Annotated in this window: 14 protein-coding genes and 1 riboswitch; of the genes, 13 read left to right on the top strand and 1 reads right to left on the bottom strand. The window is 65.4% G+C overall.

The genetic code is table 11. The features are described 5' to 3' along the window. Positions 1 to 167 precede the first annotated feature (167 nt). Positions 168 to 1,910 (bottom strand): ABC transporter ATP-binding protein/permease, encoded by a 1,743-nt coding sequence (locus tag QCE62_RS13685; RefSeq protein WP_309918783.1) that lies wholly within the window; start codon positions 1,908 to 1,910, stop codon positions 168 to 170. Between the two features lie 276 nt (positions 1,911 to 2,186). After that, positions 2,187 to 2,311: riboswitch (TPP riboswitch) on the top strand. Positions 2,312 to 2,535: 224 nt separating this feature from the next. Here QCE62_RS13685 and QCE62_RS13680 point away from each other — a divergent pair. From QCE62_RS13680 to QCE62_RS13620, 13 genes are all read left to right on the top strand, one after another. Beyond that, a complete protein-coding gene (locus QCE62_RS13680) occupies positions 2,536 to 3,696 on the top strand; it encodes an FAD-dependent oxidoreductase (RefSeq protein WP_309918779.1) in 1,161 nt (386 codons plus the stop codon). 15 nt (positions 3,697 to 3,711) lie between these two features. Further along, entirely contained in the window at positions 3,712 to 3,909 is a 198-nt protein-coding gene (thiS, locus tag QCE62_RS13675) for a sulfur carrier protein ThiS (protein ID WP_309918776.1), read from the top strand. Positions 3,910 to 3,947: 38 nt separating this feature from the next. After that, the gene (locus QCE62_RS13670) at positions 3,948 to 4,754 is read left to right on the top strand and encodes a thiazole synthase (RefSeq protein WP_309918773.1); all 807 of its coding nucleotides are present in this window, start codon (positions 3,948 to 3,950) and stop codon (positions 4,752 to 4,754) included. Next, positions 4,751 to 5,845 carry a thiamine phosphate synthase gene (gene thiE / locus QCE62_RS13665; protein WP_309918769.1) on the top strand — a complete coding sequence of 365 codons (1,095 nt, stop codon included), beginning with the start codon at positions 4,751 to 4,753 and terminating at the stop codon, positions 5,843 to 5,845. The genes QCE62_RS13670 and thiE overlap by 4 nt, the downstream gene beginning before the upstream one ends. A gap of 97 nt (positions 5,846 to 5,942) precedes the next feature. Continuing rightward, entirely contained in the window at positions 5,943 to 6,758 is an 816-nt protein-coding gene (locus QCE62_RS13660) for an ABC transporter ATP-binding protein (protein ID WP_309918766.1), read from the top strand. Then, on the top strand, positions 6,755 to 7,522 hold the full coding sequence (gene mlaE / locus QCE62_RS13655; protein WP_309918763.1) for a lipid asymmetry maintenance ABC transporter permease subunit MlaE: 768 nt from the start codon (positions 6,755 to 6,757) through the stop codon (positions 7,520 to 7,522). The genes QCE62_RS13660 and mlaE overlap by 4 nt, the downstream gene beginning before the upstream one ends. Positions 7,523 to 7,614: 92 nt before the next feature. Beyond that, positions 7,615 to 8,190 carry an outer membrane lipid asymmetry maintenance protein MlaD gene (mlaD, locus tag QCE62_RS13650; protein ID WP_309918760.1) on the top strand — a complete coding sequence of 192 codons (576 nt, stop codon included), beginning with the start codon at positions 7,615 to 7,617 and terminating at the stop codon, positions 8,188 to 8,190. A gap of 10 nt (positions 8,191 to 8,200) precedes the next feature. Further along, the gene (locus tag QCE62_RS13645) at positions 8,201 to 9,142 is read left to right on the top strand and encodes a VacJ family lipoprotein (RefSeq protein WP_309918757.1); all 942 of its coding nucleotides are present in this window, start codon (positions 8,201 to 8,203) and stop codon (positions 9,140 to 9,142) included. Between the two features lie 124 nt (positions 9,143 to 9,266). After that, positions 9,267 to 9,896 (top strand): ABC transporter substrate-binding protein, encoded by a 630-nt coding sequence (locus QCE62_RS13640; RefSeq protein ID WP_309918754.1) that lies wholly within the window; start codon positions 9,267 to 9,269, stop codon positions 9,894 to 9,896. Then, entirely contained in the window at positions 9,893 to 10,180 is a 288-nt protein-coding gene (locus QCE62_RS13635; RefSeq protein ID WP_309918751.1) for an STAS domain-containing protein, read from the top strand. Before QCE62_RS13640 ends, QCE62_RS13635 begins: the two co-directional genes overlap by 4 nt. A gap of 207 nt (positions 10,181 to 10,387) precedes the next feature. Beyond that, a complete protein-coding gene (locus QCE62_RS13630; RefSeq protein WP_309810231.1) occupies positions 10,388 to 11,314 on the top strand; it encodes an ABC transporter ATP-binding protein in 927 nt (308 codons plus the stop codon). Further along, complete coding sequence (locus QCE62_RS13625; RefSeq protein ID WP_309833534.1) at positions 11,311 to 12,066, top strand: ABC transporter permease; 756 nt, start codon at positions 11,311 to 11,313, stop codon at positions 12,064 to 12,066. The genes QCE62_RS13630 and QCE62_RS13625 overlap by 4 nt, the downstream gene beginning before the upstream one ends. 16 nt (positions 12,067 to 12,082) lie before the next feature. Next, positions 12,083 to 12,322, top strand: coding sequence for a BolA family protein (locus QCE62_RS13620; protein ID WP_309810225.1), 240 nt, complete (start codon positions 12,083 to 12,085; stop codon positions 12,320 to 12,322). Positions 12,323 to 12,451 lie beyond the last annotated feature (129 nt).

Below are 12,451 nucleotides of genomic sequence, written 5' to 3'. Positions count from 1 at the left end.
TCGTCTTGTCAGGCTTGAGAAAGGCGGATGGTCGAAAGGCTGTCCGCCTTTTTGGTTTTCAGGAGCGCAGGCGCTGTTGACTACTGCGCCAGATAGCAAAGAAAAAACCGCACCAGCAATCCCTCACCGATGTGGTCCTCGCGACCCACCCGAAACCGAAAACCGCCTCAAGCTTCCGCCATCGTCCTCTCGATCTCGATCTTGTAGTCATGGAACATCGCGACCGACTCACGATGCGCGACGCTCAGAATCGCCGCCTTCGGCAGCTTCTCCAGCACCGTGTTGTAGATATGCAGTTCGTTCTCCGCGTCGAGCGCGCTGGTCGCTTCATCGAGGAACAGGAAATCCGGCTTGTGCAGCAGCACGCGCGCCGCGGCCAGACGTTGCTGCTCGCCCGGCGACAGACTCCGCGCCCAATGCGCACTTTCCTCCAGCCGATCCACATACGACCCGAGATTGCAGAGACGCAGCGCCTCGCGGGTTTCTTCGTCGCTGAACGTGCCGCCCGGCGACGGATACGCGAGCGCCGCACGCAGCGTGCCGATCGGCAGATAGCTCACTTGCGGGATGAACATCATCTTCGCGTCGACGGGAGCGTCGATGGTGCCGTCGCCGAACGGCCACAGTCCCGCGAGCGCCCGCATCAGGGTGCTCTTGCCCGAGCCCGACGGTCCGACCACCAGCCAGCGCGAGCCCGGCTCCACCGACACGTTCGCCACCCGCGACAGCGGCGTGCCGTTCGGCAGCGCGAGCGTCAGACCCTTGGTCGTGAGCGACGGCGTGCTCGTGTAGTGCAGGTTGATGCCGCCGCGCGCGGTCGCCGGCGAGTTTTCCTCGCGGATGTGGGTGGAGCGCATCACGCGCTTGAATTCACGCAGACGATTCACCGTGGCGCGCCATTCGACCAAGGTCGAATAACTGTTGATGAACCAGGAAAACGAATCGCTGACCGTGCCGAACGCCGATGAAATCTGCATCAGCACGCCAAACGAGAACGCGCCCGCGAAGTAGCGCGGCGCCGCGACCATGATCGGAAAGATGATGGCGATCTGGCCATAGAAACTCAGCACGAAGGTCATGCGCTTCGTGTACTTCATGATCAGCCACCAGTTGTCGCGAATGCGCTGGAAGATGGACTTGGCGGTCGCCGTTTCGGTCGTGATGCCGTCGTAGAAGGCAATCTGTTCGGCGTTCTCGCGCACGCGGATCAGCCCGAAGCGGAAGTCCGCTTCCACCTTCTGCTGCTGGTAGTTGATCGATACCAGCGGATGCCCGACCTTCTGGATGATCAGCGAGCCCAGGATCGCGTACAGCGCGGCGGCCCAGACCATGTAGCCCGGAATCGTGATCGGCGTGCCGCCGAGCGAGAAGGTCAGCGCGCCCGCGATGGTCCACAGGATCGTGATGAACGTGACCAGCGTGACGAGCGTCGAGAGCAGATCGAGCGAGAGCGAAAGCGTCGTGGTCGCGAAGGATTGCAGGTCGTCGCTGATACGCTGGTCAGGGTTGTCGGCGAGCCGGTCGCGTTCAATTCGATAGAACGCCTTGTCGCCGAACCATTGTTCGAGATACTTGTTCGTCAGCCATTGCCGCCAGCGGAACGCCAGCATCTGCCGCAGATACCGTCCATAGACCGCGAGCAGGATGTAAGCGAATGCCAGGCCGGTGAAGATCAGCAGCAGGTGCGGGAAATCCTTGACGTTCTTGTTCTGCAGCGCGTTGTAGAAGTCCGCGTTCCAGCTGTTGAGCCGGACGTTGATCCACACGACCGTCATGTTGATCGCGATGATCGCCACGAGCAGGCCCCACGCGAAGCCGCGTTCCTCGGAAACCCAGTAGGGCTTGATGAGGCTCCACGCCGAGACTTCGTCGGCCTTTTGCTGAGTATTTTCGGTGCGTGTGTCGATCATGAGCTTCCTGCCGATGCGCCCTTCGGGCGGCGGATTGTTGCGTGGTCGCGCGACGGGCGTGCTGCGCGGTGCGGCCGGCTGCGGCCTGCGGTGGTGTTCAGGGCAGCCAGTTTCGGGCCTGCAAATTGTTCCGAACTTGCCTTAACGCTCACTTAATTTCGCGCGCTCGCCGGCTGAACCGTGTTCGCGGCATTGTGCCAGAGTGCCGCCGCACAGGAAAAAAGCAGGGCGCAATCCCGGTTTGCAGCGCCTTTGCCTTTCATGTTCTAATGACCTTCGACGAAACAGGGGTGCTTTGCATGCATCGACGGCCGGAACCGGCCCTCACGCAGCGAGGCTGAGAGAGACCCTTTGCACCCGATCCGGGTAATACCGGCGAGGGAAGTTTCCGGAGAACGCGCGCCACCCGCGCCATTCCTCCAGTTTCTTCCGCACCTTGTTCTTTCCGTCCGGCGCGCATCCGCAGCCGGGCCGGTCTCTCCGCCCATGTCGTCCTTGTGATGTGCCGCAGCGCCTGCACGGACGGATCGGGCCAATTCTGCCTTCCTCCTTTCTGACGCAGCGTGAGGCATGAGCCTCGTGCGCACGCTTTATGTGCCCGCGCCGGCCGATAGGAGACATCGAATTGAACAGCATCCATCAGACCGCCGACCCCCAGGCGGATTTCGCCGTGATCGGCGGCGGGCTCGTCGGCCGGCTCGTGGCCTGGCAGCTCGCAGGCGCGGGGCATCGAGTGAGTCTTTTCGAGCGCGGCGACGCGCTCGGCTCGCAGTCGGCCGCCTGGGTTGCCGCCGCGATGCTGGCGCCGCTCGCCGAAGCCGCCAGCGCGGAACCGCTTGTGGTCGGGCTCGGCGCGGCATCGCTCGAACGCTGGCCGGGGCTCATCGCGCAATTGCCCGAGCCGGTCTTTTTCCAGCGCAACGGCACGCTTGTCGTCTGGCATGGCGCGGATCGCGCCGAGGCGCCCTTGCTCGAACGCCGGCTGCGCGCCAATTCTCCGGCCGGCCTGCTCGATGGCGGCTTCGTCAAGCTCGCCGGCACCCAGGTCGCGCAGGCGGAACCGGCGCTCGGCACGCGTTTCGCGCAAGGCTGGCTGCTGCCGAACGAAGGACAGCTCGACAACCGCCAGGCGCTCGCCGCATTGGCCGCGGGACTCGCCGCGCGCGGCGTGCGCACGCACTGGAACACGACGGTCGAGGCCATGCCCGACGCGCGCTGGATCATCGATTGCCGCGGCCTCGGCGGCAAGCCCGCCTGGCCCGCGCTGCGCGGAATTCGCGGCGAGGTGGCGCGAGTGCACGCGCCGGGCATCGGGCTGTCGCGGCCGGTGCGGCTGCTGCATCCGCGCTATCCGCTCTATATCGCGCCGAAGCAGGACGATCTCTACGTGATCGGCGCGACGGAAATCGAAGGCGAGGACATGTCGCCGGTGAGCGTGCGGTCCGCGCTCGAACTGCTGAGCGCCGCGTTCGCCGTGCATCCGGGTTTCGGCGAGGCGCGCATCCTCGAGCTCAACGCCCACTGCCGGCCGACCTTGCCGGATCACCGGCCCGCCATCGTCTGGGACGGGGCACGGACGGTGCGCGTGAACGGGCTGTATCGGCATGGCTTCATGATTGCGCCCGAAGTCGCGGACGCCGCGTGCCGGCTGGCGGAAGCGCTCATCGCCGGCAATGTAGCCAGCCACGCGAGCTTCGATGAACATCGCCGCGCCGCCCGCTGGCCGGAACTGCTGCATGGCGCGGCCGACACTGTTGCGACACCGGCGCCGGCGCTGTCGCACTAGACAAGAGACAAAGCCATGAACATCCACATCAATCAGCGCGCCTTCGAGCTGCCCGACGCCGCCACCGTCAACGAGGCGCTCGCCGCCTTCGGCGCGAAACCGCCGTTCGCCGTCGCGCTCAACGGCCAGTTCGTCGCGCGCGGCGAGCACGCCATCCGTACGCTTTCCGCCGGCGACCGGCTCGACGTCGTGTCGCCCGTCGCGGGCGGCTAGGTCGCATGACGCATTCCGAAGAATCGAAGGATCCCATCATGACCACACAGACCGCCGACGTGCTCACGCTCTACGGCCAGTCGTTCCCGAGCCGGCTCTTGCTCGGCACGTCGCGTTATCCGTCGCTGCAATCGCTGTCGGACGCCATCGACGCCGCGCGTCCCGGCATGGTGACGGTTGCGCTGCGGCGCCAGTCCGAGACTGGCGAGGCCGGCTTCTTCGACGTGCTCAAGCGTCACGGCGTCGCGCTGCTGCCGAACACGGCGGGCTGCCAGAGCGTCGACGAGGTGCTGACCACGGCCTGCATGGCCCGCGAAGTGTTCGAGACGCCCTGGATCAAGCTCGAACTGATCGGCGACGACTACACCTTGCAGCCCGATCCGATCGGTCTGGTCGAGGCGGCGTCGAAGCTGATCCGCGATGGCTTCAAGGTGCTGCCCTATTGCACGGAAGACCTCGTGATCGGCCGGCGCCTGCTCGACGTGGGCTGCGAAGCGCTGATGCCATGGGGCGCGCCGATCGGCACCGGTCGCGGCGTGACCAATCCGTACGGGCTGCGCACGCTGCGCGAGCGTTTGCCGGACGTGCCGCTGATCGTCGATGCCGGGCTCGGCGTGCCGTCGCACGCCAGTCAGGTGATGGAATGGGGCTTCGACGGCGTGCTGCTCAACACGGCGGTGTCGCAGGCGACCTTTCCGCCGCAGATGGCGCGGGCGTTCGCGCTGGGCGTCGAGGCGGGACGCACCGCGTTTCTCGCCGGACCGATGGCCGAGCGCGACAGCGCGCAGGCGAGCACGCCGGTGGTCGGCATGCCGTTCTGGCATCAGGAAGGAGGCGCGGCATGAGCTTGCTGAATCGTGAAGTGTTCTGGCCGCCGGCGGACGAGCTGATCGAGGTCGCGGAACGGATCCGCGCCCGGCTGGGCGACTGGCCCGTTGCGGAAACGCGCTGGCGCATTTGCCTGACCGCGCCCGAAACGCCGCAGGCGAACGACCTGATCGTGTTCACCGAGGCGCACGACGCCGACGCCGGGCGCCTGACGGAGCAGGGCGCGGCCGTGCTCGAAGCCCATGAGGAGCGCGTGGTGCTGCATCGGGGCGACGAGCGTTTCGCACTGGAAGGCGCACGCAGCGACGACTGGCTCGCGGCGCTCGCGGCGTTCCTTGATTGCAACTTCGAGCCGCAAGACGCGCTGGTGCTCGCGCTCGCGTGGCGTGCCGGCGACGAGGCGCGCGACGACGCATGGCCCGTCGATTTCGCGACCTTCCCGCGCGTCGCGGACTTGCCGCCCGCACCGGAAGGCGGCTTCGCGCCGTGTCCGGACCGGCTCGGGCTGTATCCGGTGCTGCCGGATGCCACCTGGGTGGAACGGGTCCTCGATCTCGGCGTGCGCACGGCGCAGCTGCGCCGCAAGTCGACCGGCTCCGACACGCCCGCCGTTTTGCGCGAGCAAATTTCGCTTTCGGTCGAAGCGGGGCGCCGGCACGGCGCGCAGCTGTTCATCAACGATCACTGGCGCGAGGCGATCGCGGCGGGCGCCTATGGCGTGCATCTCGGCCAGGAAGACGTGCAGACGGCGGATCTGAACGCGATCGCGCGGGCCGGCGTGCGGCTCGGCCTGTCCACGCACGGCTATTACGAGATGCTGCGCGCGCTGCATTTCCGGCCGAGCTACCTGGCTCTCGGCGCCGTGTTCCCGACCACGACCAAGGTCATGCCGACCAAACCGCAGGGCCTGGCGCGGCTCGCGCGCTACGTGCAGTTGCTGTCGGGCCGCGTGCCGCTGGTGGCGATCGGCGGAATCGATGCCCAGGCGATGCCCGGCGTGCTCGCGACGGGCGTCGGCAGCGGCGCGGTAGTGCGTGCCGTCACCGAGGCGCCGGACACCGCCGTAGCGGTTTCGACATTGCAACAAATGTTTGCTGGTCAACCGTGAAAACTCTCAAAAAGGCGGAGGCACGGCCCTAGGCAAAGCACCGATTGCGCGCAGGCCCTATAATTCGGCCTCTTGCGTCAACGGAATCTCTTACCCAGTGCCTGCTTCTTCCGAGACTCTGCTGGAGCTGCGCGACGTCGATTTCGGCTACGGCGACCGGCTCGTTCTATCCAACCTGAACATGCGTTTCACGCGTGGGCAGGTGGTCGCCGTCATGGGCGGCTCCGGCTGCGGCAAGACCACTACCTTGCGTCTGATCGGCGGCCTCGTGAAGGCGAGCCGCGGCCAGGTGATGTTCGGCGGCCAGGACGTCGGCGCGCAGACGCGCGAAGGCCTGTACGCACTGCGCCGCAAGATGGGCATGCTGTTCCAGTTCGGCGCGCTGTTCACGGACCAGACCGTGTTCGAAAACGTCGCGTTTGCACTGCGCGAACACACCGATCTTCCGGAAGATCTGATCCGCGACCTCGTGCTGATGAAGCTGAACGCGGTCGGCCTGCGCGGCGCGCGCGACCTCGCGCCGTCGGAGATTTCCGGCGGCATGGCGCGGCGCGTGGCGCTGGCGCGCGCCATCGCCCTGGATCCGCAACTGATGATGTACGACGAGCCCTTCGCCGGCCTCGATCCCATCTCGCTCGGCATCACGGCGCAGCTCATCCGCACGCTCAACGACGCCCTCGGCGCCACATCCATTCTGGTCACGCACGACGTGCCCGAATCCTTCGCCATCGCCGACTACGTGTATTTCATCGCGAACGGCGGCATTCACGCCGAAGGCACGCCGGCGCAACTGCGGGCCTCGGAAGACCCGACCGTGCGCCAGTTCATCGACGGCACGCCGGACGGCCCGTTCAAGTTCCACTACGCGAGCACTCCGCTTGCTGAGGATTTCGGCATCGGAGGGCGCGCATGATCAGCGCAATCGGACGCTGGGTGCTGGACGGCTTCGGCACCGCGGGCTACGCCACGCGCATGTTCGCGCGGCTCGTGCTCGAATTCTTCCCGCTGCTGCGCCGTCCGCGGCTCGTCACGAAACAGATTCACTTCGTCGGCAACTATTCGCTCGTCATCATCGCGGTGTCGGGCCTGTTCGTCGGTTTCGTGCTCGGCTTGCAGGGCTATTACACGCTGAGCCGCTACGGTTCCGAACAGGCGCTCGGCCTGCTGGTCGCGCTGTCGCTGGTGCGCGAACTCGGCCCGGTCGTCACCGCGCTGCTGTTCGCCGGGCGCGCGGGCACGTCGCTGACGGCGGAAATCGGCTTGATGAAGGCCGGCGAACAACTCACGGCCATGGAAATGATGGCCGTCGATCCCTTGCGGGTCGTCGTGGCGCCGCGCCTGTGGGCGGGCATCATCGCCATGCCGGTGCTGGCGGCCATTTTCAGCGCGGTGGGCATTCTCGGCGGCTATGTGGTCGGGGTGATGCTGATCGGCGTGGATCCGGGCGCGTTCTGGTCGCAGATGCAAAGCGGCGTGGATGTCTGGCGCGACGTCGGCAACGGCGTCCTCAAGAGCGTGGTGTTCGGTTTCGCGGTGACGTTCATCGCGCTGTTCCAAGGCTACGAAGCGAGGCCGACGCCGGAAGGCGTGTCGCGCGCGACGACGAAAACCGTCGTGTACGCGTCGCTGGCCGTGCTCGGGCTCGATTTCCTGCTGACCGCGCTGATGTTCAGCTAGAACCCGGTGCCAGGCGCCGGATCCGGCGCGGGCGTTGTGAAGGCCACAGACCGTCACGCGCCATCTGCGAAAAGATTCTCTTTGGGAAGACGATGAAAAAGACTGCTCTCGACTTTTGGGTCGGCCTGTTCGTGGTGCTCGGTTTCGTGGCGCTGCTGTTTCTCGCGCTGAAGGCGGGCAACATGAGTTCCCTGTCGTTCCAGCAAACCTATGCGGTGAAGCTCAAGTTCGACAACATCGGCGGACTGAAGCCGCGCGCGCCGGTCAAGAGCGCGGGCGTGACCGTGGGACGGGTCGGCAGCATCGGCTTCGACCAGAACACGTACCAGGCCGTGGTCACCATCGACATCGACAAGCAGTACCAGTTTCCGAAGGACTCGTCGGCGAAGATCCTGACCTCGGGCCTGCTCGGCGAGCAGTACATCGGCCTCGATCCCGGCGGCGACGACCAGATGCTCAAGAACGGCGACACCATCACGATGACGCAGTCCGCCGTGGTGCTCGAAAACCTGATCGGCCAGTTCCTCTATAACAAGGCGGCGGATTCCGGCGCATCGAAGGCGCCGGCTGCACCGGCTCCCGCTGCACCGGCCTTCCCGGGCGCGGCGAGCGCAATGGGGGCTTCTGGGGCTTCGGCTGCGTCGCCTGCATCGGGCGCGGCTCAATAAGGAGAAGAACATGCAGGCCATGGGGATGCGGTGCGCGGCGATGATCGTGTGCGCAGCGGCACTCGGCGGGTGTGCCACCGTGACGACGCCCAGCAAGGGCGATCCGTTTGAGAGCTACAACCGCACGATGTTCACGATCAACGACACGGTGGACCGCTACGCGCTGAAGCCGGTGGCGAAGGGCTACGTGTGGGCGGTGCCGGAGCCGGTGCGCAACAGCGTGACCAACTTCTTCTCGAACATCGGCGACGTGTACATCGCCGCGAACAATCTCATGCAGTTGAAGATCGCGGACGGCGTGTCGGACATCATGCGCGTCGCGATCAACACGGTGTTCGGCGTCGGCGGCCTGTTCGACGTCGCAACGCTCGCGAAGCTGCCGAAGCACGTGGGCGATTTCGGCCTGACCATGGGCCATTACGGCGTGCCGCCGGGGCCGTATGTCGTGCTGCCGCTGCTCGGCCCGAGCACCGTGCGCGATTCCGCCGGCCTGGTGGTCGACTATTTCGGCAATCCGCTGACCTACGTCAGCCCGGATTCGGTGAGCTGGGCGCTGTACGGCGTGAACCTCATCAACACGCGGGCGAATTTGCTGGACGTCTCCGACCTGCTCGCCGACGCCGCCCTCGACAAATACACGTTCGTGCGCAACACGTACCTGCAGCGCCGCCAGTTCCTGATTACCGGGGGCGGCAGCAGCATGTCCGACTATGAAACGCCGCCGCCGAATTATTCCGACAGCGAAGGCGCGGCCGCTGCGACCGGGGCATCGGAAACGGCAGCACCCGCCGAGCCCGCGTCGGCAGCATCATCGGCAGCCGAGGGCGCCGCGCCGGCATCAGGCACGGCGGCTGCACCTGCTCCGGCGAGCGACGTCAACGGCACCGTGCCCGGCAACCAGTACGTGCCGCCGCGCGCGCCGCCCGGGTTCCCTTCGTTCCGCCTGCGTTGAGCGGTGGTTAGCTAACGCGCGGTAACATAGCTGACGTCATTTCTTACGATTTGGAGCGTGTCTCGCCTGAACTCGATTCAGGCAGCACGCTCAAACTGAAGCCTCTATCTCTGCAGGGTTTGCGATGAAAAAACTATTGCTTCTTCCCCTTTTCGCCATGTTGGTGGCTTTCTGCGGATCGGCGTCGGCGCAGTCGGTGGATGCGAATTCGCCGGAACAGCTGATCAAGACCGTGACCACGCAAGTACTCGATCAACTCAAGTCCGACAAGCAGATCCAGTCGGGCAACATCAACGAGATCACCAAGCTCGTCAACGAAAAGATCCTGCCTTATACGGATTTCACGCGCACCACGCGTCTCGTGATGGGCCGCAACTGGAACACGGCCACGCCCGAACAGCAGAAGCAGATCGTCGAGCAGTTCAAGATGCTGCTGATCCGCACCTACGCGGGCGCGCTGGCGCAAGTGCGTAACCAGACCATCCAGTACAAGCCGTTCCGCGCGTCGCCGGAAGATAACGATGTCGTGGTCCGCTCGGTCGTGATGAACAACGGTTCGCCGGTCGAACTGGATTACCGCCTGTACAAGACCACGCAAGGCTGGCGCGTGTACGACATCAACGTGCTCGGCGCGTGGCTGATCCAGGCGTATCAGCAGCAGTTCAACGAGCAGATCCAGCAGCATGGCGTGAGCGGCCTCCTGCAGTTCCTCACGCAGCGCAATCAGCAGCTCGCGAGCGGCAAGGCATCGTGAGTACGCCGGCCACGGGCGGCCGTTTTCAGGCGGCCGCGTCGCTGACGCATGAGAGCGCGAAGGCCGCGCTCGAAGCCGGCCTGTCGCGCATCGCGGCGGGCGCGAGCGAGGTGGATTGCGCACCGCTCACGCAGTTCGATTCCTCCGCGCTCGCCGTGCTGCTCGCATGGCAGCGCGCCGCGTCGGCGCGTGGCGCCGCGCTCGGCGTCTTCAATCTTCCCTCCGGGCTCGAGAGTCTTGCGCGAGCCTATGGCGTCGATACGCTTCTCTCCTTCCGACATTGATCCAGCACTGAACTCGCAGCGGCCCAGGTGGCCGCTGCGTTCACGCCAGCAGGATCGCCGCAAGGTCGGCCCAGGCCGCTTTGCCCTATAATCAAACGTTTTTTCGGGCGTTGCCCCGGCCCTCTTTATGCGAGCCGGTTCGAGCGGGCCCGAAAGCGCCATCCCCGCACAATCGAGGCGCGGCCGAACGTGGCCCGCGCACAGTCCATGTCAGCGATAGAAATCCGAAACGTCAGGAAGCGCTACAAGGAGCTCCAGGCGCTCAAAGGCGTGAGCCTCACGGTCGAAGAGGGCGAGTTCTTCGGCCTGCTCGGCCCGAACGGCGCGGGCAAAACCACCTTGATCAGCATCCTGGCCGGCCTCGCCCGTGCCGATAGCGGCACGATCTCCGTGCGCGGACACGACGTCGTCAGCGACTTTCGCGCGGCGCGCCGCGCGCTGGGCGTGGTGCCGCAGGAACTCGTGTTCGATCCTTTCTTCACCGTCCGCGAGTCGCTGCGGATCCAGTCGGGCTACTTCGGCCTGCGCCGCAACGACGACTGGATCGATGAAGTGATGGCCAACCTCGATCTCACCGAGAAAGCCGACGTCAACACCCGCGCGCTGTCGGGCGGCATGAAGCGCCGCGTGCTGGTGGCGCAGGCGCTGGTGCACCGGCCGCCGGTGATCGTGCTCGACGAGCCCACCGCCGGCGTCGATGTCGAATTGCGCCAGACGCTCTGGAAGTTCATCTCGCGCCTGAACCGCGAAGGTCACACCATCGTGCTGACCACGCATTACCTGGAAGAAGCCGAATCCCTGTGCGACCGCCTCGCGATGCTGCGGCGCGGCGAAGTCGTCGCGCTGGAACGCACGAGCACGCTGTTGCAGCGCTTCGCCGGCATGCAGCTTTACCTGCGTCTGGCGAATGGCCCGTTGCCCGCCGAACTGCGTGCGCTCGAAGTAGATCCGCAGGCCGTGTCCGGCGCCCAGCATCTGCTGCGGCTCACGAGCTACGACGACGTCGAGCCGATCCTCGCCAAATGCCGCGCGGCCGGCTGCACCTTCGACGAAATCGAAGTGCGCAAGGCGGATCTCGAAGACGTGTTCATGCAGGTGATGAACGGGCCCGAAGTGGTCGAGGGACTTTCATGAGCGGTTTCCAGACGTTGTTCTACAAGGAGCTGCTGCGCTTCTGGAAGGTGTCGTTCCAGACCGTGCTGGCGCCGGTGGTGACGGCGCTCCTGTACCTGACCATCTTCGGTCATGCGTTGTCGGGGCACGTGCAGGTGTATCCGGGCGTGGGCTACACGAGCTTTCTCGTGCCCGGCCTCGTGATGATGAGCGTGTTGCAGAACGCGTTCGCCAATAGCTCGTCGTCGCTGATCCAGTCGAAGATCACCGGCAATCTGGTGTTCGTGCTGCTGCCGCCCATCGCGCACTGGGAGATGTTCTTCGCCTATGTGCTGGCGTCGGTGGCGCGTGGGCTGTGCGTCGGGCTAGGCGTGTTCATCGTGACGATATGGTTCATCCCGATGTCTTTTTCCGCGCCGTTCTACATCATTGCGTTCGCGGTGCTCGGCTCGGGCATCCTCGGTACGCTGGGTCTGATCGCGGGCATCTGGGCCGACAAGTTCGACCATCTGTCCGCATTTCAGAACTTCCTGATCATGCCGCTCACGTTTCTTTCCGGCGTGTTCTACTCGACACATTCGCTGCCGCCGCTGTGGCGCGCGGTGTCGCATCTGAACCCGTTCTTCTACATGATCGACGGCTTTCGCTACGGCTTCTTCGGCGTCTCGGACGTGAATCCGCTGGTGAGCCTGTGCATCGTCGGCGCATTCCTGGCCGCGCTGGCGTTGATCGCCGTGCGCATGCTCGCGAGCGGCTTCAAGCTGCGTCATTAAATTCAAGGAGACTTCCATGCAACCGACTCCGGAGCAGGTGAAAGGCTATATCGCAGCCGGTCTCGCCTGTCAGCATCTCGAAGTGGAGGGCGACGGCCAGCACTTCTTCGCGACCATCGTGAGCGACGCGTTCGCCGGCAAGCGGCCGATCGCACGCCATCAGCTCGTCTATGCCGCGCTCGGCGAGCGCATGCGCGAGGAAATTCACGCGCTCAGCATGAAGACGCTCACGCCCGAGGAGTGGCAAGCGGCCTGAACCCGGCCGGCCATGCCGGCATCGCCGGGAGAATCACGCAGACATAGGCAGTAGACAGTGCGAATCATCAAAGACAACCGCGGCGTCGAAAGCGGCTCCGCAGCAGGAAGCTCGGTCGAAGGACACGTC

This window comes from Caballeronia sp. LZ033 (assembly GCF_031451265.1).
Lineage (GTDB): Bacteria > Pseudomonadota > Gammaproteobacteria > Burkholderiales > Burkholderiaceae > Caballeronia.
This window is presented reverse-complemented; position numbering and strand designations above follow the sequence as displayed.